Origin of the sequence: Pseudonocardia bannensis (genome assembly GCF_012911875.1) — a bacterium.
GTDB classification, from domain to species: Bacteria; Actinomycetota; Actinomycetes; order Mycobacteriales; family Pseudonocardiaceae; genus Pseudonocardia; species Pseudonocardia bannensis.
Genome location: NZ_JAAXKZ010000008.1, coordinates 1 through 26423, shown reverse-complemented (window position 1 = coordinate 26423; position 26423 = coordinate 1). Strand labels below are relative to the sequence as shown.

Here is a 26423-nt window from a genome sequence, read left to right as displayed (position 1 = left end):
ACCACACCAGGGGTCACCGACGACCCGGGAGTGAGGTCATCGATGTCCTTGCAAGCGCGTCCCCTGCAGTTGCCCGACTTCGTCGACGAACGGCGCGTCAGCCCGTTCCAGTACGTCGTGATCACGTTGTGCGGACTGGTCATGTTCATCGACGGGTTCGACACCCAGGCCATCAGCTACATGGCCCCGCACATCGCCGAGGAGTGGGGCCTGTCGCGGCAGGTGCTCGGCCCGATCTTCTCCTCGGCGCTGGTCGGATTGATGGTCGGCTACCTCGTGCTCTCCCCGCTGTCCGACCGGTTCGGGCACAAGCGGGTCATCGTCGTGGCCACCATCGGGTTCGGGGTGTGCACGCTGGCCGCGGTCTGGGCCGGGAGCGTGACCGAGCTGATGGTGCTGCGGTTCCTCACCGGGCTGGGCCTGGGCGCGGCCGCACCGAGCTGCGTGGCCATGACCGGGGAGTTCAGCCCGAAGCGGCTGCGAGCCACGTTCGTGCTGGTCATCTACTGCGGCTTCTCGCTGGGCTTCGTCGTCGCCGGGCTGGCCGCGGGCTGGCTGATCCCGGTCTACGGGTGGCGCTCGATGTTCTGGATCGGCGCGCTGGCGCCGCTCGCGCTGGTCCCGCTGCTGCTGCGCTTCCTGCCCGAGTCGCCGGTGTTCATGATCCGCCGGGGGCACGACCCGCAGCGCATCCACCAGGTCTTCCGCCGGATGGACCGCTCGCTGGCTCCCGCGCAGGCGCCGACCTTCGCCGTGGAAGCCGAGGACAGCGGCCGGCGCGCCGCACTGAGCAGCCTGTTCACCCGCGACCGGGTGCTCGGCACCCTGCTGCTCTGGTTCATCTTCGCGATCAACCTCGCGGAGTTCTACGCGCTGCAGAGCTGGCTGCCGACGATCATGACGGGGCTGGACTACGACATGAGCACGGTCGTCACCGCGACCACGCTCACCACCGTGGGTGGCATCGCCGCCGCGTTCGTCACCGGCCCGGCGATGGATCGGCTCGGGGCCTACGGCACCCTCGGCGTGGTCTACCTGGTCGGGTTCGTGTTCGTGGCCCTCACCGGGCTCGCGTTCAACGCGCCGCTCTGGGTCCTGCTCATCGCCAACTTCTTCGCCGGCTGCTGCATCAGCGGCGGTCAGAAGAGCCTGATCGCGCTGGCCGCGGTGTTCTACCCGGCGTCGATGCGCTCCACCGGAGTCGGCTGGGCGCTGGGCATCGGCCGGATCGGCGGCATCCTCGGCCCGATCGTGATCGGCGCGGCGCTGGGCGCGAACTGGTCGGCGAGCGCGGTGTTCTACGCGATGGCGGTGCCGATGCTCGTCGCCGGGCTGGCGGTGCTCTTCCTCGGCCGCCGGTACGGGACCCGGAAGAACCGGACCGCGGCGGTGGCGGACCCGGTGGAGCCGGCCACGACGACGGTGGCATCCCAGGACGGCGCACGGGCGTGACCCGGGTCCCGGTGCCGGTTGCATTCGGGCCCACGACCGCCCACCGGCCGGTGACCGGGGCCCGTCGGGCCCGGCGGAGCCGTCCGGACAGGACAGGGCCGGCGGCAGCAGACGTCGCCGGCCCGGTCGGGCGATGCGATACGGGCCGGCCGTGGACCGGACGGTCCTCGACGCCGTGCGCGACGCCGGGGTCGACGTGCTCTCCTCGTGCGAGGAGGGGTTCTGCGGCACCTGCGAGGTCCGGGTGCTCGACGGGGAGCCCGAGCACCACGACAGGATCCTCTCCGCGGCCGAACGTGAGCGTGGGGAGACGATGATGATCTGTGTGAGTCGCTGCCGGAGTGCCCGCCTGGTGCTCGGCCTGTGACCGACCTGGCGACCCCGGCCCCGCCCCGGGGTTTCGCGCTCCTGCTCGTGCTGACGATGGGCGCCGGTCCGCTGGCGCTCTACGCGGTGACCGCGCTGTCGCCGCTGCTGGTGACCGAGCTCGGCCTCTCCCGGGCGGCGCTCGGCTCCTTGGCCGGGGTCACGTTCGTCGCGGCGGCGGTGGGCGCGCTGCTGGGCGGGGGCCTCGTCGACCGGGTCTCCGAGCGTCTCGTCACGTTGCTCGTGCTGGCGGGTGCGGTGCTGGCGCTCGGGCTCGTCTCCGCCGCGTCCGGCGTGGCCTGGCTGGTCGCGGCCGCGATCGTCTCGGGCGCGGCGCAGTCGGTGTCCAACCCGGTCACGAATCGGCTGGTCTCGGTGCACGTCCCGGTCGAGCGACTCGGTCCGCTGGTGGGGATCAAGCAGTCCGGCGTGCAGCTCGCGCAGTTCGCCGCCGGCGCCGCGCTCCCCGGGATCGCCGCGCTCGCCGGGTGGCGCGTCGCGACCGGATGCGCGGCCGTGCTCGCCGCGGCGGGGCTGGTTCTGGTCCGCCGGTCGGTGCCACCGCGCCCGGTGCCGGTCGGACCGGCGGAACGGGGACCGCGCCGGCGGATTCCCGCTGACGTGTGGTGGCTGCTCGCGTTCACGGTGCTCACCGCGTCGGCCCTGCAGGCCACCAACGTCTACCTGCCGCTGTTCGCGCACGACTCGCTCGGGGTCGGGGTGACCCTCGCCGGGGCCACCGCGGCCGTCGCCGGGGCCGCCGGCATCGCTGCGCGGATCGGGTGGACCCGGATCGCGGGCCGCTCCGACGAGCAGCGCCCGCTGCTGTTCGGCCTCGCGGTCGCAGCGGCCGCCGGAGCGCTGTTGCTGGTGGCGGCGGAGTCGCTGCACCTGTCGTGGCTGCTGTGGCCCGCGGTGCTGGTACACGGCGCGACCGCGCTCGGCTCGAACGCGGTCGTCATGCTCGCCGTCGTGCGCCGTGCCCGTGGTGGCGCCGTGGGCGGATCCTCGGGCGTGCTCGCGTTCGGGCTGTACGCAGGCTTCGCGGCCGGGCCGTTCGTCTTCGGCCACGCGGTGGAGGGCAGCGTGCACTTCGCCCCCGTCTGGGCGGCCGTCGCGATCGTCTACCTGCTCGCCGCGCTGGTGATCGTGGTCTGGGGGCGCGTCGCGTCGCGGTGACCGCGCCCCGGCCCCGCGTCAGCGGTAGCAGTAGGAGTCCGACGAGGCGTCCCCGCCCTGCAGCCGCACCTGGTGGACCCGCAGGCCGCGGAATGCGTCACCGTGCGGGAAGAACTCAGGATCGACCGTCAGACCGCCCGCCGGGTCGGCGTCGATCTCCGCCATCCAGGCGCCGACGCCGTCGGGGTAGAACTGGTCGTCCCACGACCCGTACAGCGAGTTGGTCATGTAGACGCGGCGGCCGTCGCGGCTGACCTCGACCATCTGCGGGCCTCCTGCCAGCGGCAGGTCGGGTTCGGCCGGGTGCGCGGCGCGGCCCACGATGCCGCCCAGGCGCACCGAACCGGCTTCGCGCGGGTGTGCGGGGTCGGACACGTCGTACTGCTTGAGCTCGCCGGTGCCGAAGCACGAGACGTAGAGCATCCGGTCGTCGACCGACAGGTTGATGTCGGTGACCAGCGGCGGCACCGCCCCGAACGGGGCCAGCGCGGGTGGCAGGTCGGCCGGGTCGGCGGGCTCGGCCGGAATGGTGATCACCTTCTCCACGGCCCAGCCGGTGCCGTCGCGGTACCAGCGCCAGACCGAGGCGGACAGGTCCGCGGTGGACACCACGACCCCGACGAAACCGTGGCTCGCCTCCGGGTCGTGGGCGGGGCGCAGCTCCAGCACCATCTGATGCTCCGGACCGAGGTCGACGGCCTGCTGGTGCACGCCCTTCTCCAGGTCCCAGAAGTGCAGCGTGTGCCCGTACCTGTTGCCGAGCAGCAGCTCCGGGTCGACCCCGTCCTCGATCATCGACGGGGTGCCCCACTCGCTGGTGACCGCCGTGTTCTGGGTCAGGTGCCACCAGGCGTCGTAGGCCAGGTACTGCGGCCCGCGGTCGGTCTCCCAGGCCCGCAGCACGTCGAAGGTGTTGTGGTCGAGCAGCGCGATGCCGCCCGGCCCGTCCTGCCCGTTCGCCCCGCCGAGACACGACAGGAAGATGCCGTCCGGCCCGCAGTGCAGGGTGTGCGGCCGGGAGTAGCCGGCCTTGTCCGCCAGCTCCTGCGCGGTGATGGTCTTGACCAGCTGCGGTGCGGTCGGGTCCGGTTGCGTGTCGTAGACGTGGACGTTGGAGCTGCGCAGCCCTGGCAGCAGCAGGTAGCGGCGCTGCAGGCCGTCGTCGCCGTGGTCGTGCCCGGCGTGCAGCAGCGCGCTGGAGCAGGCGTTCCAGCCGAAGTGGTGCAGCTCGTCGCCGCGGGTCGGCAGGTCGGCCCAGCCGATGACCTGCCCGTACCCGTCCGACGAGCGGTCGACGTCGACCACGGTCAGCGCGTCGGGGCGTTCCCCGGCGCGGTCGAAGGCCACCACGTAGGCCAGCCGCTCGGGCGGAGCGGCGGCGGCCTCCGCGGGGCTGCGGTAGAAGGTGGGGTCCGTCGGGTTCGTCATGGCTGGCTCCGGGCATCCGGGAGGGCGTGTCTGACCGTCGGTACCCGCCCCATCCTGGCCTGCGGCGCCGGTCGTGTCGGCCGCCGAGCGGGGGTTCGTGCCGTCCCCCGAATGCGGTGCGCCCCGCCGGCCGGGCACAGCCGGCGGGGCCGGATGGGTCGGCACCGCCTGAAGGGGGGTGACGGTGCGGACCCTGGACCGTCAGCCCCCGCGTGCGGCCGACGGGACCGCTCAGGTCCGGCCTGCCGGGGCCCAGACCTACTCGTCGCCCACGGGTGGGGGCCACGTTGCCGGTCCGTCTTTGGACCGGCGCGCGACGCGTGATCGCCCTGTGACCATTCTGTTCCCATCCGCGACGCTGCGCACCACCGGGTTCCGCGCATTTCGCCCCGGCGCCGAGAACGGGAGCAGGTGACCATCCCGCGAGTCGCGGTGGTTCGGTGCGCGTGTCGGGGTGTCGCCGCGCTGCGAGCGGGCGGTCAGGCGGCCACCGGGTCGGGCTGGGCGAACTGGGTCCGGTGCAGTTCGGCGTACCGGCCGCCGGCGGCGAGCAGGACCTCGTGGGTCCCGCGCTCCACGATCCGCCCGTCCTCGACGACCAGGATCAGGTCCGCGGCCCGGATCGTCGAGAGCCGGTGGGCGATGACGACAGCGGTCCGCCCGTCGAGGGCCTCGGCCAGTGCGGCCTGCACCTGGGCCTCGGACGTCGAGTCCAGGTGCGCGGTGGCCTCGTCGAGGATCAGCACCCGCGGCCGGGCCAGCAGCACCCGGGCGATGGTCAGCCGCTGGCGCTCACCCCCGGACAGCCGGTACCCGCGCTCGCCGACGACGGTGTCCAGGCCCTCGGGGAGGGCGGTGATCAGGGCGTCGAGCCGGGCCCGGCGCAGTACGTCCCACAGCTCGTCCTCCGTCGCCGAGGGCCGGGCCAGCAGCAGGTTCGCCCGGATCGAATCGTGGAACAGGTGTCCGTCCTGGGTCACCATCCCGACCGTCTCGCGCAGCGACTCCGCCGAGAGGTCCCGGACGTCGATGCCGGACAGTCGCACCGCGCCGGCGTCGACGTCGTAGAGCCGCGGCACCAACTGCGCGATCGTCGACTTCCCCGCGCCCGACGACCCCACCAGCGCCACCAGCTGTCCCGGCTCGGCGCGGAACGACACGTCGTGCAGGACCTCGACCCCACCGCGGGTGTCCAGCGTCGCCACCTCCTCCAGGGAGGCGAGCGAGACCGCCGACGCAGCCGGGTAGCCGAAGCGGACTCCCGCGAACTCCACCGAGACCGGACCGTCGGGGACCGGCCGGGCATCCGGTGCATCGGTGATCAACGGCGTGAGGTCGAGCACCTCGAAGACCCGTTCGAAGCTGACCAGCGCACTCATCACGTCGACCCGGGCACTGGCCAGCGCGGTCAGCGGGGCGTAGAGCCGGGTGAGCAGCAGCGCCAGCGCGACGACGGCCCCGGGATCGAGCGCGCCGCGCAGCGCGTAGAACCCGCCCAGGCCGTAGACCAGTGCCAGCGCCAGGGCCGAGACGAGGGTCAGCGCCGTGATGAACACCCACTGCACCATCGCGGTGCGGACCCCGATGTCTCGGACCCGCCGGGCCCGGGCGGCGAACTCGGCCGACTCGTCGGCCGGGCGTCCGAACAGCTTGACCAGAGTGGCCCCGGGGGCGGAGAAGCGCTCGGTCATCTGCGTGCTCATCGCCGCGTTGTGGTCGGCGCCCTCGCGCTGCAGCCGGGCCAGCCGCCCACCCATCCGGCGCGCCGGCACCACGAAAACCGGCAGCAGCAGGAGCGCGAGCAACGTGACCTGCCAGGAGATCCCGATCATCACGACGAGGGTCAGGGTGAGGGTGACGAGGTTGCCGACCACCCCGGACAGCGTGTCGCTGAACGCGCGCTGCGCGCCGATGACGTCGTTGTTCAGCCGGCTGACCAGGGCGCCGGTTCGGGTGCGGGTGAAGAACGCGATCGGCATCCGCTGCACGTGGTCGAAGACCGCGGTGCGCAACTGCAGGATCAGGCCCTCGCCGATACTCGCCGACTGCCACCGGGTGAGCAGGCCCAGCCCGGCCTCGGCCACCGCGATGGCGGCGATGAGCCCCGCCAGTTGGGCGACGACGCCGACCGCGGTGCCCCCGACGATGGCGTCGACGACCCGGCCCGCGAGCACCGGGGTCACCACCGCCAGCACGGCGCCGACCACGCTGAGCAGCAGGAACGCCGCGAGCCGGCGGCGGTGCGGACGCGCGAAGCGCGCGACGCGGCGGGCCGTAGCGGCGGAGAACCGGCCCGCCCCGTTCTGGGCGTTGCTCGCGCTGTGCAGCGCCATCCAGGCGCTCATGTCCATGTTCATCCTGCGTCCTTCCGGGGCGGTCGGAGACGACGGTAGGAGCTGAACCTGGATCGAGGTCAACGATATTCCGGCGGGATGCCACCCGTCCCCGATTGGCCATGGGCTCAGGGGCCACCGCACCGCAGGATGAAGCCATGGCCCCGATCGACCTGCGTCCGCTCCCCGTCACCCACGCCCCCGCACGCCGGCTGCCGCAGCTGCTCGCCGGGCTGGCCCTGTACGGCACCAGCATGGCGATGCAGGTGCGCGGCACCCTCGGCCTGAACCCGTGGGACGTGCTGCACGAGGGCCTGGCCACCCGGTCGCCGCTCAGCTTCGGCGCGATCACCGCGGTCACCGGGGCGGTGGTGCTGCTGCTGTGGGTCCCGCTGCGTCAGCGCCCCGGCGTCGGGACGGTGGCCAACGTCGTGGTGATCGCCTTCGCGGTCGATGTGGCGCTGGCGCTGCTGCCCGCCCCGTCGGGCCTCGCGGGCCGGATCACCCTGATGGCCGGCGGGGTCGTGCTCAACGGCGTCGCGTCGGCCGCCTACATCGGCGCCCGGCTGGGTCCCGGCCCGCGTGACGGGCTGATGACCGGGCTGGCCGCCCGGACCGGGGCGTCGATCCGGCTGGTCCGGACCGGGATCGAGCTGACCGTGCTCACCGCCGGTTTCCTGCTCGGGGGCACGGTCGGGATCGGCACGGTGCTCTACGCGCTGGCGATCGGCCCGCTCACCCAGCTGTTCCTGCCGGTGTTCGTCGTGCGGGAGCGAGCCGCCGCTCCGGCGTCGTGCCCGCCCGCCTGATCCGCGCACCACGCCGGGCGCGACGTCGCGGCCGTCCGTGCCGTCCGGAGCAGCCGTGGCGTCGGCCTCGGCGCGGTGACCACGGTGGTCCCGGGGGCACCCCGGAGCGAGGACTCAGTGGGCGGCGGCGACCGCTGCGGCGTCGTCGAGGTCGCCGAGCCGGCTCGGGCGCACCACCGCGAACAGCACGACGAGTGCCAGCACCATGGCGGCGGCGACCACCGTGCCCATCGCCAGCGCGTCGTTGCCCAGGACGCCGACCATGGGGGACACGATCGCGCCCACGCCGAACTGCACCGCGCCGAGCAGTGCCGCAGCCGTTCCGGCCGCCTCGCCGTGCCGGGACAGCGCGAGTGCCGGGGCGTTCGGCAGGACCAGCCCGGTCGCGAACAGCACCGACCACAGCGGGACGAGCAGGCCGACAAGCCCGCCGATCCCCGTCGATGACGTCGCGAACAGCACGAGCCCGGCGAGCGTGCCGCCGCTCATCGCGGCGACGAGGATCTGCCGTGGCTCGAAGCGGCGCAGCAGGGCGGGGTTGAGCTGGGTGGCGGCGATCAGCCAGATCGCGCCGGCGCCGAAGACCAGCCCGTACTGCTGCTGGTCGAGGCCGAACTGCTCCTGGAAGACGAACGACGATCCGGAGATGTAGCCGAACAGCCCGGCCATGGCCAGACCGGCGACCAGCACCAGGCCGACGAAGGTCCGGTCGCCCAGCAGGCCGCGGTAGGTGCGCAGGGTGTTGCGCAGGCCGGCGGACCGGCGGCGCTCCGGCGGCAGCGTCTCGCGCAGTCCCCACGCCGCGAGCGGGATGAGCAGCAGGCCGTAGACCGCGAGCGCGGCGAAGACGCCCCGCCACTGGGTCCAGCGCAGCAACTCGCCGCCGAGCGTCGGGGCGAGCACCGGCGCCGCACCCATGACCAGGATCAGGCGGGAGAGCAGGGTGGCCGCGGCGCGGCCGGTGAACAGGTCGCGCACGATCGCCATCGCGACCACCGCCCCGGCGGCCGCGCCCGCACCCTGCAGGACGCGCAGCCCGCCGAGCACGGCGACGTCGGGCGCGACGATGATCAGCGCCGACGCCAGCGCGTGCACCGCGGTCCCGATCAGCAGCGGTCGCCGCCGCCCGAGCGCGTCGGACAACGGCCCGACCACGAGCTGACCGAGGGCCAGGCCGATCAGGGTCCCGGTGAGGGTCAGCTGGATCGTCGCCGAGGTCGTCAGCAGGTCGGCGGTGATGCTCGGCAGCGCCGGCAGGTACATGTCGATCGTCAGCGGCCCGAGCGCGATGATCGCGCCCAGGAGCAGCGCGAGCCGCGTCCGCTGCCCGCGCCCGATCAGGTCACCATCGGTCGTGGCCGGTGCGGCCGGGTCCTGGATGGTCGTCACGGATCCTCCCCCTCGCTCGTGCGGGACGGACCCCGTTGTCACCCCACCCCGTCGTGCAACCTCCCCGATCGGGCGATGTTTCCCGGCTCGCCCGGATGTGACGGACGTCATGGAACACTATTGACGGCTTTTCTAACATGACTGCGTGTCTCATACGCCAGTGACGGCGGAGCCGGACGGAAGGGACCGCAACATGAAGGTGACCACCCCCGACGGGCTCCGGCTCGCGGTCCAGGAGCACGGCGACCCCGCGTCGCCCACCGTCGTCGCCGTGCACGGCTACCCCGACGACCACACGGTCTGGGACGGCGTGGTCGCCGCGCTGCGCGACACCCACCACGTCGTCACCTACGACGTCCGCGGCGCCGGGGCCTCCGAGGCGCCGCGCACCCGGGCGGGCTACCACCTCGACCGGCTGACCGACGACCTCGCCGCCGTCCTCGACGCGGTCAGCCCGGACCGTCCGGTACACCTGCTCGCGCACGACTGGGGCGCCATCCAGACCTGGCACGCCGTGACCGACGCCCGGCTGCGTGGGCGCGTCGCGTCGTACACGTCGATCTCCGGGCCGTGCCTGGACCACGTCGGCGCCTGGTACCGGCGCCGGGGCGGGACGCGGGACAAGCTGCGCCAGTCGCTCGCGTCCTGGTACATCGGGTTCTTCCGGGCGCCGGTGCTGCCCGAGCTGGCGTGGCGGTCGGGGCTGTTCGGCCGGGTGCTCGCCCGGCTCGCCGGGATCCCGCGCCCGTCGGCGTCCGACGGCATCCGCGGACTGGAGCTCTACCGCTGCAACATCGCGGCCCGGGTGGCGAACCCGCAGGTCCGGCACACGGACGTCCCCGTGCAGGTCCTCGCGCCGACGGGCGACTCCTACGTCACCACCCCGATGCAGACCCAGATCGAACCTTTCGTCGACGACCTGCGGATCCGCCGGCTCCCGGCCGGGCACTGGGTGCCTCGCACCCACCCTGAGGTCGTCGCCCGGTGCGTGCAGGAGCTCGTCGCGCACGTCGAGGGGGCGCCCGAGACGGTGCCGCTGCGCCGGGCCCGAGCGGGCAACGGCCGCTGGACCGACCGGCTCGTCGTCGTCACCGGGGCCGGCAGCGGCATCGGGCGTGCGACCGCGCTCGCCTTCGCCGCGCGGGGGGCCGAGGTGATCGTCGCCGACCGGGACCTCCCGAGCGCGCAGCACACCGCCGAGCTCGCCGAGCGGCTCGACGCCCGCGCGAGCGCCTACCAGGTCGATGTCGCAGACGAGGTGGCGATGGAGGCGTTCGCCAAGCAGGTCGCCGCCGAGCACGGGGTGCCCGACGTGGTGGTGAACAACGCCGGGATCGGGATGGCGGGGCCGTTCGCCGACACCACCGTCGCGGACTGGCAGAAGATCATCGACGTCAACCTGTGGGGCGTCATCCACGGCTGCCGGCTGTTCTCCGCGCAGATGCGCGAGCACGGCGAGGGCGGGCACATCGTCAACGTCGCGTCCGCCGCGGCCTACCTGCCGCAGCGCACGCTGTCGGCCTATGCCACCACCAAGTCGGCCGTGCTCACACTCTCGGAGTGCCTGCGCGCCGAACTCGCCGATCAGGGCATCGGCGTGACGGCGCTGTGCCCCGGGTTCGTGCATACCAACATCACGGCGACCACCCGGTTCGTCGGGCTCGACGCCGCCACCGAGAGCCACCGCCGGCAGGCCACCACCGCGCTGTACAAGAAGCGCAACTACACCCCGGAGCGGGTCGCGGCCGAGGTGGTTCGCGCTGTCGAGCGCGATGTCGCGCTCGCCCCCGTGACGGTGGAGGCGCACCTCGGCCTGCTCGCGTCCCGGCTCACCCCCGGCCTGCTGCGTGCGATCGCCCGCCGCGAGATCGGCCCACGATGAGGAGTGCCGAACCTGCCGGCTCCCGCATCGGCCCCGAGCCCGAGCGTGTCGCCCTGCACGCCCGTGACGTGCAGTTCGACTGGTCGGGGCTGCCGGTGCACTGGATCCCCGGCGAGCCGTTCGCGACCCACGTGCTCGACGTGCTGCACCTGCTGTTGCCCGAGGGCGAGCGCTGGTTCGTCCGGCTGTTCTCCGAGGCCCTGCCGCTGATCCGCGACCCCCGGCTCGCGGAGGACGTGCGCGGGTTCATCGGCCAGGAGGCGATGCACGCCGCGTCGCACCAGGGCGTGCTCGACCACTTCGCCGCACGCGGGCTGGACACCAGCCCGTACGTCGACCAGGTGGAGTGGATGTTCCGCCGGGCGCTGGACGACCGCGGGCTCACCGGGCGGCGTGCGCAGGAGTGGCTGGTCGAACGCATCGCGCTGACCGCCGCGGTCGAGCACATCACCGCGTACCTGGGGCAGTGGGTGCTCGACGCCCGCGCGCTCGACACGGCCGGCGTCCACCCGGTGATGCTCGACCTGCTGCGCTGGCACGGCGCCGAGGAGGTCGAGCACCGGGCGGTGGCGCACGACCTGTTCGCCCACCTCGACGGCCGCTACCTGCGCCGGGCCCGGGCCATGCTGCCGGCCGCGCCGATCCTGTTCGGGCTGTGGGTGCGCGGCGTGCGGTTCCTGCTCGCGCACGACCCGGTGCCGGCGAAGCCCCGGTTGCGGGACTGGGCGCGCGCCGCCCGCCGCGGGCTGACCCCGGGCATCGTCGGGCTGACCCGGGCCGTGCTCACCTACCTGCGCCCGGGCTACCACCCGTCGCAGTACGGGTCGACGAGCACGGCCGTCGCCTACCTGGCGACCTCGCCGGCGGCCCGGGCGGCCGAGGCGCGGAGCGCGGGGTGAACGGATCGCGCGACGCGGCCGGGGTGCGCCCGGACCGGATGATGCGCGGCATCGACGCCGTCGTCGCGGTCTCCGCGCGGCTGGCGCAGCGCAGCGTCCGGCGCCGCCCGGCCGTCGCGGCCGTGCACCGCGACCTCGCGCTCGTCGTCACCGAGGTGCGCGACGAGGCCCCCGAGGTCGTCGGCCTGCGGCTCGCCCGGGGGAGCGGGGGTCCGCTGCCACCGTGGCACCCCGGCGCCCACCTGGACGTGGTGCTGCCGTCGGGGCGGGTGCGGCAGTACTCGCTGTGCGGGGACCCGGCCGATCGGACGGCGTACCGGATCGCGGTGCGCCGCCTCGCCGACGGTGCGGGTGGCTCGATGGAGGTGCATGCCCTGCGCCCGGGGACACCGGTCGTCGTCCGCGGTCCGCGGACCGCCTTCCCGCTGGTCAGCGCACCGGCGTACCTGTTCCTGGCCGGCGGCATCGGCATCACGCCGATCCTGCCGATGGTCCGGGCGGCGGCCGCCCGGGGGGCGGACTGGCGGCTGGTGCACACCGGCCGCGACCGAGCGTCGCTTCCGCTGAGCCCCGGCGCCACCGACCTGGACCCGACCCGGGTGTGGCTGCGTCCCGACGACGAGAACGGCGGTCCGCCTGCCGCGGCCGACCTGCTCGCCGGGCTCCCGGGCGGTGCGGCGGTGTACTGCTGCGGGCCGCCGCCGATGATCGACGCGGTCCGGCGGGCGGTCCCCGCCGGGCACGCCTTCCACGCCGAGCGGTTCTCCCCACCGCCGGTACTCGGCGGGCGCCCGTTCACCCTGGAGCTGGCGCGGCGCGGCCGCGTCGTCGAGGTGCCGGCCGACGGCTCGGCGCTGGACGCGGTGCGGGCCGTGGCGCCCGACGTCGCCTTCTCCTGCCGGCAGGGCTTCTGCGGCACCTGCCACGTGCGGGTGCTGGAAGGCGAGCCGGCAGACGGGCACAGCGCTCCCGGAAAGATGGCGCTCTGCGTGGCGCGGGCCGCGGGCGACCGGGTGGTTCTGGACCTCTAGATGCGACGATGGGCGCACCGCCGATCCCCGTGAGAGAGCCGCTGATGCCACCCCGCCTCGACGCCGACCCGTCCGGCGGGCCGCGCGCCCCGCGGCGGATGACCCCGCAGCGGCGCCGCGACCACCTGATCGAGACCGTGCTGGGGCTCTACGCCCGGTTACCGCCCGACGAGGTGACGGTCGACGACGTCGCCCGGGCGGCCGACGTCTCCCGGGCGCTGTTCTACCGCTACTTCGGCAACCTCGAGGAACTGCACGTGGCGGCGCTCGGGTCCGTGGTCCAGGAGCTGATCGCCCGGATCGACCTGGCGTCCGGGGGCACCCTGGTCGGGCAGCTGCGGGCGGCGCTGGGGGAGTTCCTGTCCGTCGTCGAGCGGCACGCAGGCGCCTACGTCGCGTTGCTGCGCCGCGGCTCGGTGATCTCCACCGGGGAGACCGACGCGCTGGTCGACGGGGTGCGCGACCACATCGTCGACCTGATCGTCGAGCGCAGCGGCAACGGGAGGCCCTCGCCGCTGTTCCTGCTGACCGTTCGCAGCTGGGTCTCGGTCGTCGAGGGCGCGTGCCTGAGCTGGCTGCAGGAGCGCGACCTGCCGCGGGAACAGCTGCAGGCCTGGCTGGTCGACCAGCTGCTGGCGATGATGCTGACCACGGCCGAGCACGACGACGCGGTGGCCCGTCGGATCGGGACGATCATGGACGGCACCCGGTAGCGGGCTGCGGCCCGGTCCAGCCGCCGCCGGGACCCTGCCGGGTGGTGGTGCGTGACGTGGACCGTATGGCCTCACTACGGTGACCCGGATGCAGGTCGACGAACTGCAGACCCCGGCGCTGCTGGTCGAGCGGAGCGCGCTGCGCGCCAATCTCGACACGATGTCCGCCGCCCTGCCCGGTGAGCGGCTGCGTCCGCACGTGAAGGCGCACAAGTGCACGTCGCTGGCCCGCTGGCAGCGCGACAACGGCCATCCCGGTTTCACCTGCGCGACCATCCGCGAGGCCGAAGTGATGGCCAGGGCCGGGCTGGGCGGCGACCTGCTGCTGGCCAACGAGGTGCTCGACGCGCGCCGGATCGGGAAGCTGATCGCCGAGGGCGCCCGGGTCACGGTGGCGGTCGACTCCCGGGAGACCATCGCCGCCGCGGCCGCCGGGGGCGTGTCCGAGGTACTCATCGACGTCAACGTCGGGCTGCCTCGCTGCGGGTGTCCTCCGGAGAAGGCCGGCGAGCTCGCCGAGCTGGCCCGGCGCAGTGGTCTCGAGGTGCGCGGCGTGATGGGCTACGAGGGCCATCTCATGCTGGTGCAGTCCGCCGAGGACCGGGCGCGGATGACCCGGGAGGCGATGGCGTTGCTGACCGGCGCGGCGGCCCAGGTCGGCGGGGAGGTGATCAGCGCCGGCGGCACCGGGACCTACCTCGCCAACACGTGCGCCACCGAGATCCAGGCCGGCTCGTACGCCCTGATGGACACCGCCTACGGCGAGCTCGGGCTCCCGTTCGAACAGGCGCTCTGGCTGCTGGGCACGATCATCTCGGTGTCCGGCGGCGACAGCGGGACGTACGCCGTGGTCGATGTCGGGCTCAAGGCCCTCGGCATGGACCACGGGCCGCCGGCCATCCCGGGTGCGCAGGTGTGGTTCTGCTCCGACGAGCACACGACCTTCGCGCCGGGTGCGCTCGACATCCGCGTCGGCGACCGGATCCGGTTGGCACCCGCCCACGTCGACCCCACCGTCGCGCTGCACGAGGCGATGTACCTGGTCGACGGAGACACCGTCGCCGAACGCTGGCCGGTGGACATGCGGGGCTGGTGACCTGGAATCCGCCTCGGCGCGGCGGTCGTGCAGAGGGCTCGGCCGACCGGCCTACGGCCGGCGTCCGGCCGATCGAAGCTGCCCCGCGTTCGCCCCGCGACCACCCGGAACTGGCTAGCGTCGACAGCGGCGCCCCCGGGCGCCCGGCGACACACCGGCGGGGTGGCGAGGAGGCGCGGCATGTCTCGCGGCTACGGGCCCGATTTCGAGGACCACGAGTACCACCATCACTACCACCACTACGGGCCGGGCGGTGAGGCCGGCTGGCACGATCTCCTCGACTGGATGCCGCTGCTTCCGGGGACGTTGGTGACCCTGATGATCATCTGGGCGCTGCTGCGGGCCAGCGGTTTCGAGCCGACGGCCCTGCGCACCGGGGTCCGCACGGTGCTGCGGCCGACGACGGACGACCCGGCGCGGGCGCGGTGGCAGGCCGCGGCCCGCCGGCACGCCGCCACCTCCCGGGCGTTCGTGGACTTCGAGTGCGACCCCGGAGCGGTGCTGCGCCGTCCGGCGCTGGCCGACGTCGCGCAGCCGACGACCGCACGGTTCGTCGAGGCGTTCGCCGAGTCGAGCGCGCTGGCCACCGAGGCCTATCCCGGGCGGGCACACGCGGAACGGTTCGCCGCCGCCGCGGAGCACGCCGAGCGGGCCTGGAACGCCGCGGTGCAGGCGGCCGACCGGATCCGGGCCGCCCGGTTCGCCCCGGGCGAGCGCGCTCTGCTCGACCAGGTCGTCAAGCTCTTGACGGTGGCCCGGGAGAGCCCGCACGACGCGGAGCGGCGCACGGCCTACCAGCGGGCCCGGCGCCGGCTGGCCGAGCTGGAGCGCCGCAGCGGGTGGGCGCTGCCCCGCCCGGCGGCCACCGTGCTGGAGTACCGCTCCCGCGGCATGCTTCCGCCGGCGACCCCCATCACCGCCGCGTAGGGCCGGGCGGGCCTCAGCCGCGGGGCGCCCCGGCCCGCTCCAGCCGCACGACGACCCACTTCGAGGTCGGCGTGTTGCTCTCCAGCGCCACCGAGTCCAGCGGGACGAGCGGGTTCGTCTCCGGGTAGTACGCGGCGATGCAGCCCTTGGGTGTGGAGTACTCGACGAGCCGGAAGCCGTCGGCCCGCCGCTGGACGCCGTCGTCCCACTCGCTGATCAGGTTCACGATCTCGCCCGCGGCGAAGCCGAGCTCGGCCAGGTCGGCCGGGCTGATGAAGACGACCCGGCGCCCGGAGTGGATGCCCCGGTAGCGGTCGTCGAGGCCGTAGATGGTGGTGTTGAACTGGTCGTGGCTGCGGATCGTCTGCAGCACGAGTCGCCCGGTGGGCACCCGCACCGCGGCCAGCGGGCTGACCGAGAACACGGCTTTGCCCTGCTTCGTGGGGAAGGTCCGGCTGTCGCGCGGCGGGTGCGGCAGTGTGAAGCCACCCCGCTGCCTGATCTTGTCCGCGTAGCCCTCGCAGCTCGGCACGACCCGTCCGATCCGTTCGCGGATCTCGTCGTAGTCCTCGGCGAACGCGTGCCACGGGATGCCGTGCCGGTCGCCCAGGGTGGCCCGGGCGATGCCGCAGATGATGTCGACCTCGGAGCGCAGCAGCTCGCCGGCGGGCTTCATCCGGCCCCGGGAGGCGTGCACGGCCGACATCGAGTCCTCGACGGTGACCCGCTGCTCGGTGCCCCCGGTGAGGTCGCGCTCGGTGCGGCCCAGGGTGGGCAGGATCAGCGCGGTGCTCCCGCACACCACGTGCGAGCGGTTGAGCTTGGTCGAGATCTGTACGGTCAGCTCGGCCGAGCGCAGCGCAGCCTCGGTGACCTCGGTGTCCGACATCGCCGCGACGAAGTTGCCGCCCATGCCGAGGAACACCTTGGCCTTCCCGTCGCGCAGCGCGCGTACGGCGGCCACGGCGTCGAGCCCGTGTGCGCGCGGGGGCTCGAAGCCGAACTCGGCACCCAGCGCGTCGAGGAAGGACTCGGGAGCGCGCTCCCAGATGCCCATCGTGCGGTCGCCCTGCACGTTGGAGTGCCCGCGTACCGGGCACAGCCCCGCTCCGGGCTTGCCGATCATGCCCTGGAGCAGCGCGACGTTGACGAACTCCTTGATCGTCGCGACGGCATTGTGATGCTGGGTGATGCCCATGGCCCAGCAGTTCACGATGCGCTTCGAGTCGGCGAACATCCGCGCGGCGGTCTCGATCTCGCCGCGGGTGAGTCCGGTGGCGGCCAGCACCTCGTCCCAGTCGAGGTCGCGGACGTGGGCGGCGTAGGCCTCGTAGCCCACCGTGTGCTCGTCGATGAACTCCCGGTCGACGACGCTGCCCGGGCGTTCCTCCTCGGCCTGGAGCAGCAGGTGCCCGATCGCCTGGAACAGGGCGAGATCGCCGCCCGAGCGGATCTGCAGGAAGTGGTCGGCGAGCTCGGTGCCCCGCCCGGCCAGCCCGAGCGGGCGCTGCGGGTTGTCGAACCTGAGCAGCCCGGCCTCGCGCAGCGGGTTGATCGCGAGGATCCTGGCCCCGCCCTGCTTGGCGATCTCCAGCGCGGAGAGCATCCGGGGGTGGTTCGTGCCCGGGTTCTGCCCGGAGATGACGATCAGGTCGGCCTCGTGGATGTCGCGCAGCGACACCGATCCCTTGCCGATGCCGATCGTGTCGGCCAGCCCCACGGAGGTCGACTCGTGGCACATGTTCGAGCAGTCCGGCAGGTTGTTCGTGCCGTAGGCGCGGGCGAAGAGCTGATAGAGGAACGCGGCCTCGTTGGAGGTGCGGCCCGAGGTGTAGAACAGCGCCTCGTCGGGGCTGGTCAGGGCGTTCAGGTGCGCACCGATGAGCGCGAAGGCGTCGTCCCAGCCGATCGGCTCGTAGTGCTCGGAGCCCGCCCGGCGGACCATCGGGTGGGTCAGCCGGCCCTGCTTGCCCAGCCAGTGCTCGGTGCGCCCGGCGAGGTCGGTCAGGCTGTGCGCGGCGAAGAACTCCGGGCCGACGCGTTCCTTGGTGGCCTCCTCGGCGACGGCCTTGGCACCGTTCTCGCAGAACTCGGCGGTGTGCCGCTCGCCCGGGGCGGGGTCCGGCCAGGCGCAGCTCATGCAGTCGAAGCCGTCCACCTGGTTGAGCCGCAGCAGGTTCCGCGCGGTGTGCGCGACGCCCATCTGCTGCACGGCCATCCTCATGCTGACCGCGACGGCGGGCAGTCCGGCGGCGGCGGTCTTCGGGGCGGTGACCTCGAGATCGGGCTCCGGGGCGACGGTGCTGTTCCTGGGGAGCGGGCTCACGGGTCCTCCGGGCGGTACGGCTACGGCAGGCGTATCGCCGAAACGATCACGCGGGACGAGTCTAGATAGCCCGTCCGGGGACCGGCCCCCTCCCTCGGCCGGGTGTGACGGAGCAGTCGTTCAGGCGGCGGGGGCGGGCCGCCCGGAGCGGGCCCCGGCGGCGCCGGGCGGCGCGGTGGCGGCGACGAGGACGTCCAGCGACAGGTCCAGGGCCCCGGCCAGGGCCGAGACGGTGAAGAACGCCGGCGTCGGGATCCGCCCGGTCTCGATCTTGCGCAGCGTCTCGGCCGAGATGCCCGCGGCGCCGGCGACGTCGACCAGGCTGCGGTCGGCGCGGGCCTCGCGGAGCAGGCGGCCCAGCCGCTCACCGCGCTCGCGGTCGGCGGGGGTCAGCGGCACGCGAACCATGAGCGTGATAGTAATACCGGTATTGTTATCGCGGTCGAAAGGTGTGCAGGGTGATCGAGTTGAAGACGGCGGGCGAGGTGGACGCCATCGCGGCGGCCGGCGCCGTGGTGGCGCGGGTGCTCGGCGCGTTGCGTGAGCATGCCCGGGCCGGGATGGAGGTACGCGAACTCGATGCCCTCGCCGCGGACCTGATCGCCGGCGCCGGCGCCACCCCGACGTTCCTGGACTACCGCCCGCGGTTCGCGCCCACGCCGTACCCGGCGGTGATCTGCGCGAGCGTCAACGATGCGGTCGTGCACGGCATCCCGGGCCCGCAGGTCCTCGCCGACGGCGATCTGGTGAGCATCGACCTCGCCGTGCACCTCGACGGCTGGTGCGCCGACTCCGCGATCAGCTTCGTGGTCGGCCCGGCGGACCCGGCCGACCTCGCGCTGATCGATGCGGCCGAGCGGGCGCTGCACGCCGGGATCGCCGCCGCCGCGCCCGGTGGGCGGCTCGGCGACGTGGGGCACGCGATCGAGACGGTCGGCCGCGGCTCCGGATACGGGATGCTCGCCGACCACGGTGGGCACGGCGTCGGGCGCTCCATGCACGAGATGCCGCACGTGCCCAACGAGGGCCGGCCGGGTCACGGCCTGCGGCTGCAGCCCGGCATCGTGCTGGCCATCGAGCCGATGCTGCTCGCCGGCGGTGGCGACGGCTACCGCCACGACGCCGACGGCTGGACGCTGCGCACCGCGGACGGCAGCCGGGCCGCCCACGTCGAGCACACCATCGCGGTGACCGAGGACGGGCCGCGGATCCTGACCGTGGCCTGAGCCCCGGGTGGCCGGCCCGTAGCGTTGCCCGGCGTGAGGCCTGCGACCCGACGCTGATCAAACCGACCGAGGTCTCGGGCGGCCACGAGATCATCTACGCCCTGGCGCGGTCCGCGTGGGGGCGCGGGCTGGGCAGGGAACTGGCCGCCGCCGTGGTCGCGTACGGCTTCGGGACGCTGGACCTGCCGCGCGTGCACGCCACCGTCGCCGCACCGAACACGGCGTCGCTGCGAGTGCTGGCCGGCGTCGGCTTCGTCGCCGTCCGCGACATCGCCGAGGACGACGGCGGCACGACCCACCTGCTGACCCTGGAGCGGGCCCGCGGCACCGGATCCACCGAACAGGACCGCGCCGAGGGGTAGCGCGCAGGGGTCGCGCATCCGGACCCATCCGGTCACCCCCGACGGCGTAACCCCGCCGGTGCCCGCGCGGCTAGCGTCGGGTCATGGTGGCGGCACGACGCCTCCGGCTGATCAGGATCGCCGGCGGCGGCCGGAACCTGGAGCTGTTCGCGGTCGCGGGCATCGCAACCGTGCTGGTGACCCGCGGCTACCTCGCGCTCGCCGACTACCCGCAGCTCGGCGGCGGCACCCTGCACATCGCGCATGTGCTCTGGGGCGGGCTGCTGATGCTCGGCGCCCTGATGCTGACGCTGTTCTACTTCGGTGCCGGCCTGCGCACCTGGGCGGCGTTGATCGGCGGGATCGGTTTCGGCCTGTTCGTCGACGAGGTGGGCAAGTTCGTCACCAGCGCGACCGACTACTTCTACCGTCCGGCCGCGGCGATCATCTATCTCGTCTTCGCGCTGCTGGTGATCCTGGCGCGGCGCACCCGGTCGCACCATCCGCCACAGGCTCCGGAGCGCTACGCCAACGCCGCCTTCACGGCCGTCAGCGGGCTGAGCGGGGGCCTCACGCCGGAGGAGCGCCGCTGCGCGTTGGAGCTCGTCGAGAGCGGCGGGACCGTTCCCGGCAGCTCACCGGAGGTCGCGGCGGCGCTGCGGCGCCTGCTGGAGGTGCTCCCCGAGCGTGAGGGGCGGCGGCTCCCGCTCCATCGGCGCGTCGCCGCCCGGCTCGCAGCGCCCGCGGAGTGGCTGCTGCGCCGGCGCTGGCTCGTCGTCACGATGATCACGATCTTCGTCGTGCAGGCGCTGCTCCGGCTGCTGCTGGGCGTCGTGGTGGGCCTGGCGCTCGCCGTCGGCGGCACGCTCGAACTCGGTCCCGAGCCGGGCGCGGCCGTGGCGTCGGTCCTGTCCGGAGCGCTCTCGGCCGTGCTCGCCGTCGCCGGGGCGATCCGGCTGCGACGGCATCGGCGACAGGCGTTCGAGCTGTTCCGGGCGGCGATCCTGGTCGACATCCTGTTCACCCAGGTGTTCGCGTTCACCACCAACCAGTTCGGCGCGCTGGCCGGGCTCGCGTTCGACCTGCTGTCGCTGATGGTCATCTCCTACGAGCTGGACCACCTGCGGGAGCGGGAGAACGCCGACCCGGTCCACGGCACCTGACCGGCCGGGCGGGCGATGCCGTGCCTGTCGCGCCCCGTCGTGCGGCAGGATGCGGCCATGGCCGATGTCGCGCAGTTCACTCCCGAGACCGCCGGGTCGATCGCCAGCGCCCGCCAGCACTCCGTCGGCGATCTGTTGCGGCGCACCGCGTTGCGCTACCCGGACAAGCTCGGTGTCGTCGCCGGGGAGCGCCGGGTCACCTTCGCCGAGTTCGACGCGAGCGTGAACCGGGCCGCGCACGCGCTGGCCGAGCGCGGGCTTGCCAAGGGCGACCGGCTCGCGCTGCTGTCGCACAACTCCTGGCAGTACGCGGTGCTCACGTTCGCCACGGCCAAGCTGGGCGTCGTCCTGGTGCCGGTCAACTTCATGCTCGGCGCGGAGGAGATCGCGTTCATCCTCGGCCACTCCGGCGCGAGCGGGATGATCACCGAGGACGCGCTCGCCCCGACCGCGGAGAAGGCGCTGGCCTCCGCCGGGCTCACCAGCGGTGTCCGTGGCTGGATCAACCTGGCGGGCGCGACCCCGGCCGCCGGCTGGGAGGACGTCGACGGCTGGATCGACGGTGCGGGGGACGGTGCGGACCCCGGAGAACCGGGGGTCCTCATCGCCGACGACGACCCGTTGCGGCTGATGTACACCTCGGGCACCGAGTCGCGCCCCAAGGGCGTGATGCTGTCGAGCCGCTCGCTGATCGCGCAGTACGTGAGCTGCGTCGTCGACGGCGGGATGGCGACCGACGACGTCGAGGTGCACTCGCTGCCGATGTACCACTGCGCGCAGTTGGACTGCTTCTTCTCCGTCGACGTCTACCTGGGCGCGACCAGCATCATCCTGCCCGGCCCCGACCCGGCCACCCTGCTCGCGACGATCGAGCGGGAGAGGGTGACCAAGCTGTTCTGCCCGCCGACGGTGTGGATCTCCCTGCTGCGCCACCCCGACTTCGACACGACCGACCTGTCGTCGCTGCGCAAGGGCTACTACGGCGCGTCCCCGATGCCGGTGGAGGTACTGCGCGAACTGCAGCGACGCCTCCCCGACGTGGAGCTGTGGAACTTCTACGGCCAGACCGAGATGGCGCCGCTGGCCACGATCCTGCGCCCGCACGAGCAGATGCCGAAGGCGGGCACCGCGGGCCGGGCGTCCCTGAACGTGGAGACCCGGCTGGTCGACGACGACGACAACCCGGTCGCGCCGGGGGAGATCGGCGAGATCGTGCACCGCAGCCCGCACGCCGCGCTGGGCTACTACAACGACGAGGAGAAGACCGCCGCGGCGTTCCGGAACGGATGGTTCCACTCCGGGGACCTCGGGATCATGAGCCCCGACGGCTACCTGTCGGTCGTCGACCGCAAGAAGGACATGATCAAGACCGGTGGGGAGAACGTCGCCAGCCGCGAGGTCGAGGAGGCGATCTACCTGCTCGACGGCGTCGCCGAGGTCGCGGTGTTCGGCATCAGCCACCCGCACTGGATCGAGGCCGTCACCGCGGTCGTGGTGCCCAAGGCCGGCGTCGAGCTGACCGTGGAGCAGGTCGACGCGCACGCCCGGGAGCACCTCGCCGGGTACAAGCGGCCCAAGTTCGTGGTCTTCGCCGACGCGCTGCCGAAGAACCCCAGCGGCAAGATCCTCAAGCGGGACCTGCGGGCCGCGCACGCGAACCTGGCCGGGCCGAACGGCTGACGCTCCCGCCGCCGTGCCCCGTCCATGATCATCGTCTCGGCGTGCTCGACCGCGGATCCCACGGCGGCCCGTTCCCGAACGTCGATCATGCACGGGGCGGTCCGTACCGGGACGGCTCAGCGTCTCAAGACCTCCTGCACGGCCCCCCGGATGCCGGTGGCCGGGTGCCCGAGCAACTTCTCCAGGTCCGCGGACGGCTCGGCGAAGAAGCCCGCACGCACCAGCTCGAAGACGAAGGCCATCTCGCCGGCCTCCTCGAGCGGGATCTCCCGATAGGCCACCGGCTTGCCCGACACCTCGGAGAGGGCCGCGGCCAACTCCGGGAAGGTCCACAGCGGGCCGCACAGCTCGTAGGCGGTGTCCTCGTGGCCGTGGCCGGTCAGCACGGCCGAGGCCGCCAGGCCGAGGTCACGGATGGTGGCCGTGTTCAGGGGCTTCCCGCCGTCGGCGGCGCGCAGCTCGCCGGAGTCCACCGCCGCCTGCACCGCAGGCGGGTTCACGAACACCTCGGTGTAGAAGGTGTTGCGCAGGAACGTGTACGTCAGCCCGGCGTCGCGGATGAGGTGCTCGGTGACGCCGTGGTCCTCGAGGAACCCCGCGCCCTCGTGCGCCTTGATCGCGCTCGTGTAGACGATGTGGCCCACCGCGGCCCGCACCGCCGCGTCGACGACGTTCTCGTGCTGCGGCCGCCGCACCCCCGGCGTCACCTCCGGGGAGGAGACGAACAGCAGGCGGTCGGCACCGCTGAAGGCGTCGACGAGGCTCTCCCTGTCGTCGTAGTCGCCCCGGCGCACCTCGACCCCGCGCTGGGCCAGCTCGGCGGCCTGCTCGGGGTGGCGGGCGACCGCGACGAGCTGGTCGACCGAGACCCTGGTCAGCAGGTCCTCGATGACGATGCGGCCCAGCCGGCCGGTCACCCCTGTCACGACGATCATGTGTAGCTCCTCGCTCGGTGGTCCCCCGTGGCGCGGCCGACCGTAGATCGGGGAACTCACCATGAGTAAGTACGTACCTTGAGGTAAGTACTGGAGGTCGACGTGAGCACGCAGGTGGCGGGGGTCGGGTACCCGGAGCGGGGTGACGCATTCGACTCCGAATGCCCGGCCCGCAGCGTCCTCGACGGATTCGTCGACCGCGAGGTCATCCCGGCCACTCCGCCGCAGGTGTCCTACAGCCTCACCGAGTGGGGCCAGGGTGTCACCGAGCACCTGACCGGCCTGATCGAGTGGATCAACCTCAGGGTGCCCGACGTGCTGGTCGCCAGGCAGGGCTGATCCCCGAGGTCGGCCGCGCAGCAGGCCGAGGAGCTCCTGCAACCATCAAGATCTTCGTGATCGTCGGCTACCCGGCCCCCGAAGATCCGAAAGGGACGGTGTGATCCGGTCAGGGCCGGGAGACCTCCAGGACGACCTTGGTCGTCTCCCGACGATCCAGCCGGGCGTAGGCCTCGACGGCACCGTCGAGCGGGAGCGTCTCGGTGATCACCGCGGCCGGATCGAGCCGGCCCGCGCCGACGAGCGCGGCCAGTCGCTCGCGGTAGCGGATCGGCTGGCCGTTGACCGGGATCACCGACAGGCCGCGCAGCCAGGTCTGCCCGGCCGTCTGCGGGAACGCCTCGTCGGTCAGCACCCCGACCAGCGCGATCCGCCCGCCGGCGTCGGCGATCCGCCACGCCGTCTCCAGCGCGCCCGCGCTGCCGACCGCCTCGATCACCACGGTCGCCCGCCTGCCGCCGGTCAGCTCCCGCAACCGGGCGAGCGGGTCGCCGGCGGTGGTGTCGATCGGGACGGCGCCGAACCTCCGGGCCTGCTCCAGCCGGTCGGGCACCATGTCGATCGCGTACACCGCGGCCGGGGCGAACAGGTGTGCGCACTGCACCGCGAGCAGCCCCACCGGACCGGCACCCACCACCGCGACCACATCGCCGTGCTCGATGCGCGCCTCGACGCAGCCCGTGTACGCGGTGGCCAGGATGTCGCCGGTGAACAGCACGTCGGTGTCGGGCACGCCGTCCGGGATCGCCCACAGCGTGGTGTCGGCCGTCGGCACCCGGACGTACTCGGCCTGCCCGCCGTCGAGCCCGCCGAACAGGTCGCCGTAGCCGAACGTGCGGTTCTGCCGGCAGCGGGCGTGCCGCCCCGCCAGACACGCGTCGCACCGCCCGCACGCGGCGAACATCGCCGAGACGACCCGCTGCCCGGGCCGGAATGCGCTCACTCCCGGCCCGACGGCGTCGACCACACCGACGAACTCGTGCCCGATCACCATGCCCTGGGGAACCTTCGGGATCTTGCCGTGCAGCACGTGCAGGTCGGAGCCGCAGATCGCGGCCGTGGTGACGCGCAGGATCGCGTCGGACTCCTCCTGCAGCGCCGGCGCCTCGATCTCGTCGAGGCGCACGTCGCCCACTCCGTGCCAACGCACCGCGCGCACCCTCAGCTCCCATCCGGCGCCCGCAGCGCCTCCCGGCTCGCGGGTTCGGCGAACCGCGCCCGCAACACCTTCTTGTCCGACTTGCCGACGCCGGTCTTGGGGATCTCGGGGACGACCAGGAACTCGTCGGGTAGCTGCCACTTGGCGAACCGGTCCGCCAGGTGGGCGCGCAGGTCCTCCGCGGTCACCGGCTCGCGGGCGACCACGCAGGCCAGCGGCCGTTCCAGCCAGCGCTCGTCCGGGACCGCCACCACCGCCGCCTCCGCGACGGCCGGGTGCGACATCAGCGCGTTCTCCAGCTCCACCGAGGAGATCCACTCCCCGCCGCTCTTGATCAGGTCCTTGGCCCGGTCGGTGAGCTGCAGGTAACCGTCCGGGTCGATCACGCCCACGTCGCCGGTGCGGAACCAGCCGTCGACGAAGCTGTCCGCGGTGCGCGGGTCGTCGTGGTAGGCCGCGGTCACCGTCGGCCCGCGCAACAGGAACTCCCCGACGGTCTCGCCGTCCCAGGGCAGCGGTGCCCCGGACTCGTCGGCCAGCCGCACCTCGATGCCGGGCATCGGCAGCCCCTGCTTGACCAGGGTGCGGTCCACCGCGTCCTGCCCCGCCTCGCGGATCCGCTTCTTCACCGCGGTGAACGTGGCCAGCGGAGACGCCTCGGTCATCCCCCAGCCCTGCGGGACCTCGACGCCGTAGCGGTCCCGGAACCAGCGGATGAGCCCGAGCGGCGGGGCCTGCCCGCCGAGCCAGAGCACCTGCAGGCGGGACAGGTCCCGGTCCCGGCGCTGCAGCGCGTCCCGGATCATCACCCCCACGCTGACCGCGGCGACCGCGTGCGTGACGCCTTCGCGCTCGATCGCATCCAGGTAGTCGTCGGCCACGGGGTGCGGACCGGGCAGCACCAGCTTCGTGCCCTGCATGGCCGCGGCGTGCGGGATGCCCCAGGAGTTCGCGTGGAACATCGGGGAGATCGGCAGGAACGTGGCCTCCTCGCGGACGCCGATCGAGCCGTGCAGCGCGAGGTTCAGCGAGTGCAGCACGACGCTGCGGTGGGAGTAGACGACGCCCTTCGGGTCGCCGGTGGTCGCGGAGGTGTAGCACATCGCCGCCGCGGTGTTCTCGTCGAACTCGGGCCAGACCAGGTCACCGTCCTCCGCGGCGAGCAGTTCCTCGTAGCCGAGGACCGGGGCGAGCGACGTCTCGGGCACGGGGCCCTCGCCGAGCACGACGTAGGCGCGGACCGTGCGCAGCTGAGTCGCGATCTTCTCCAGCACGGGGAGCTGGTCGGGTTCGACGAGCAGCACGGAGTCAGCGGCGTGGTTGATCACGTAGGCGATCTGCTCGGGGAACAGCCGCAGGTTGATCGTGTGCAGCACCGCGCCCATGCAGGGGACGCCGAAGTACGACTCGTAGTGCTGGTGGGTGTTCCAGGCCAGCGTGCCGACCCGGTCGCCGGGGCCGACGCCCAGGCGGGTGAGCGCCTGGGCGAGCCGCCGGGCCCGCAGCCCGAGCTGGGCATAGGTGTAACGGTGGTAGGCGCCCGGGAGCCGGGTGACGATCTCCTTCTCGGCGAAGACGTGCTCACCGCGCCACAGCAACTGGTTGATCAGCAGCGGGCGGTCCATCATCTGCGCGCGCACGATGCCTCCCAGGGGTCGATCCCCGAGCATGGCGGCGCATCCGCCCCGTTGCCTGTCCGAGTTTGCGGCACACCCCGCCGGTCAGGTCAGGTCAGGTCAGGGCGTGGGCG

General features: G+C 73.3%; 23 protein-coding genes. 15 read left to right on the top strand and 8 right to left on the bottom strand.

Annotated features, from left to right (window positions below):
- The first annotated feature begins 42 nt into the window (after positions 1-42).
- From HF519_RS03875 to HF519_RS03865, 3 genes are all read left to right on the top strand, one after another.
- The gene (locus tag HF519_RS03875) at positions 43-1452 is read left to right on the top strand and encodes an MFS transporter (RefSeq protein WP_169410226.1); all 1410 of its coding nucleotides are present in this window, start codon (positions 43-45) and stop codon (positions 1450-1452) included.
- Between the two features lie 151 nt (positions 1453-1603).
- Positions 1604-1819 (top strand): 2Fe-2S iron-sulfur cluster-binding protein, encoded by a 216-nt coding sequence (locus tag HF519_RS03870; protein WP_312859882.1) that lies wholly within the window; start codon positions 1604-1606, stop codon positions 1817-1819.
- Entirely contained in the window at positions 1816-2997 is a 1182-nt protein-coding gene (locus HF519_RS03865; RefSeq protein WP_169410224.1) for an MFS transporter, read from the top strand. Before HF519_RS03870 ends, HF519_RS03865 begins: the two co-directional genes overlap by 4 nt.
- An 18-nt stretch (positions 2998-3015) precedes the next feature.
- Here HF519_RS03865 and HF519_RS03860 read toward each other — a convergent pair whose 3' ends face one another.
- Positions 3016-4425, bottom strand: coding sequence for a selenium-binding protein SBP56-related protein (locus HF519_RS03860; protein WP_169410223.1), 1410 nt, complete (start codon positions 4423-4425; stop codon positions 3016-3018).
- A gap of 479 nt (positions 4426-4904) precedes the next feature.
- Positions 4905-6758, bottom strand: a complete 1854-nt coding sequence (locus HF519_RS03855) for an ABC transporter ATP-binding protein (protein WP_246242394.1) — start codon at positions 6756-6758, stop codon at positions 4905-4907.
- Between the two features lie 158 nt (positions 6759-6916).
- Here HF519_RS03855 and yczE point away from each other — a divergent pair, with 158 nt between their 5' ends.
- A complete protein-coding gene (yczE, locus tag HF519_RS03850; protein ID WP_169410221.1) occupies positions 6917-7567 on the top strand; it encodes a membrane protein YczE in 651 nt (216 codons plus the stop codon).
- A 114-nt stretch (positions 7568-7681) separates the two neighbouring features.
- Here yczE and HF519_RS03845 read toward each other — a convergent pair whose 3' ends face one another.
- On the bottom strand, positions 7682-8956 hold the full coding sequence (locus HF519_RS03845) for a multidrug effflux MFS transporter (protein WP_312859881.1): 1275 nt from the start codon (positions 8954-8956) through the stop codon (positions 7682-7684).
- 193 nt (positions 8957-9149) lie between these two features.
- On the opposite strand from HF519_RS03845, the gene HF519_RS03840 reads away from it, so the two are divergent.
- The 6 genes from HF519_RS03840 (at position 9150) to HF519_RS03815 (ending at position 15504) form a co-directional block, all read left to right on the top strand.
- Complete coding sequence (locus tag HF519_RS03840; protein ID WP_211169508.1) at positions 9150-10838, top strand: SDR family oxidoreductase; 1689 nt, start codon at positions 9150-9152, stop codon at positions 10836-10838.
- Positions 10835-11737, top strand: coding sequence for a metal-dependent hydrolase (locus HF519_RS03835; protein WP_169410220.1), 903 nt, complete (start codon positions 10835-10837; stop codon positions 11735-11737). The genes HF519_RS03840 and HF519_RS03835 overlap by 4 nt, the downstream gene beginning before the upstream one ends.
- Before the next feature lie 38 nt (positions 11738-11775).
- Positions 11776-12768 (top strand): PDR/VanB family oxidoreductase, encoded by a 993-nt coding sequence (locus HF519_RS03830; protein ID WP_169410290.1) that lies wholly within the window; start codon positions 11776-11778, stop codon positions 12766-12768.
- A gap of 29 nt (positions 12769-12797) precedes the next feature.
- The gene (locus HF519_RS03825; RefSeq protein WP_312859880.1) at positions 12798-13481 is read left to right on the top strand and encodes a TetR/AcrR family transcriptional regulator; all 684 of its coding nucleotides are present in this window, start codon (positions 12798-12800) and stop codon (positions 13479-13481) included.
- An 88-nt stretch (positions 13482-13569) separates the two neighbouring features.
- Complete coding sequence (locus tag HF519_RS03820) at positions 13570-14577, top strand: alanine racemase (protein ID WP_169410219.1); 1008 nt, start codon at positions 13570-13572, stop codon at positions 14575-14577.
- 180 nt (positions 14578-14757) lie between these two features.
- Positions 14758-15504, top strand: a complete 747-nt coding sequence (locus tag HF519_RS03815; RefSeq protein WP_169410218.1) for a hypothetical protein — start codon at positions 14758-14760, stop codon at positions 15502-15504.
- A 13-nt stretch (positions 15505-15517) separates the two neighbouring features.
- On the opposite strand, the gene HF519_RS03810 is transcribed toward HF519_RS03815, so the two are convergent.
- Positions 15518-17830 carry an FdhF/YdeP family oxidoreductase gene (locus tag HF519_RS03810; RefSeq protein ID WP_312859879.1) on the bottom strand — a complete coding sequence of 771 codons (2313 nt, stop codon included), beginning with the start codon at positions 17828-17830 and terminating at the stop codon, positions 15518-15520.
- Between the two features lie 120 nt (positions 17831-17950).
- On the bottom strand, positions 17951-18238 hold the full coding sequence (locus tag HF519_RS03805; RefSeq protein ID WP_169410217.1) for a helix-turn-helix domain-containing protein: 288 nt from the start codon (positions 18236-18238) through the stop codon (positions 17951-17953).
- Between the two features lie 50 nt (positions 18239-18288).
- Here HF519_RS03805 and map point away from each other — a divergent pair, with 50 nt between their 5' ends.
- From map to HF519_RS03785, 4 genes are all read left to right on the top strand, one after another.
- The gene (gene map / locus HF519_RS03800; RefSeq protein ID WP_169410216.1) at positions 18289-19056 is read left to right on the top strand and encodes a type I methionyl aminopeptidase; all 768 of its coding nucleotides are present in this window, start codon (positions 18289-18291) and stop codon (positions 19054-19056) included.
- On the top strand, positions 18960-19418 hold the full coding sequence (locus tag HF519_RS30915; protein ID WP_169410287.1) for a GNAT family N-acetyltransferase: 459 nt from the start codon (positions 18960-18962) through the stop codon (positions 19416-19418). Before map ends, HF519_RS30915 begins: the two co-directional genes overlap by 97 nt.
- A gap of 83 nt (positions 19419-19501) precedes the next feature.
- Positions 19502-20560, top strand: a complete 1059-nt coding sequence (locus tag HF519_RS03790; RefSeq protein WP_169410215.1) for a hypothetical protein — start codon at positions 19502-19504, stop codon at positions 20558-20560.
- Positions 20561-20617: 57 nt separating this feature from the next.
- A complete protein-coding gene (locus HF519_RS03785) occupies positions 20618-22240 on the top strand; it encodes an acyl-CoA synthetase (RefSeq protein WP_169410214.1) in 1623 nt (540 codons plus the stop codon).
- A gap of 116 nt (positions 22241-22356) precedes the next feature.
- Here HF519_RS03785 and HF519_RS03780 read toward each other — a convergent pair whose 3' ends face one another.
- A complete protein-coding gene (locus HF519_RS03780; protein WP_169410213.1) occupies positions 22357-23175 on the bottom strand; it encodes an NmrA family NAD(P)-binding protein in 819 nt (272 codons plus the stop codon).
- Between the two features lie 102 nt (positions 23176-23277).
- Here HF519_RS03780 and HF519_RS03775 point away from each other — a divergent pair, with 102 nt between their 5' ends.
- On the top strand, positions 23278-23514 hold the full coding sequence (locus tag HF519_RS03775) for a winged helix-turn-helix transcriptional regulator (RefSeq protein WP_169410212.1): 237 nt from the start codon (positions 23278-23280) through the stop codon (positions 23512-23514).
- A gap of 109 nt (positions 23515-23623) precedes the next feature.
- On the opposite strand, the gene HF519_RS03770 is transcribed toward HF519_RS03775, so the two are convergent.
- Complete coding sequence (locus tag HF519_RS03770; RefSeq protein ID WP_169410211.1) at positions 23624-24673, bottom strand: alcohol dehydrogenase catalytic domain-containing protein; 1050 nt, start codon at positions 24671-24673, stop codon at positions 23624-23626.
- A gap of 2 nt (positions 24674-24675) precedes the next feature.
- The gene (locus tag HF519_RS03765) at positions 24676-26313 is read right to left on the bottom strand and encodes a long-chain fatty acid--CoA ligase (RefSeq protein ID WP_312859878.1); all 1638 of its coding nucleotides are present in this window, start codon (positions 26311-26313) and stop codon (positions 24676-24678) included.
- Positions 26314-26423: the final 110 nt, after the last annotated feature.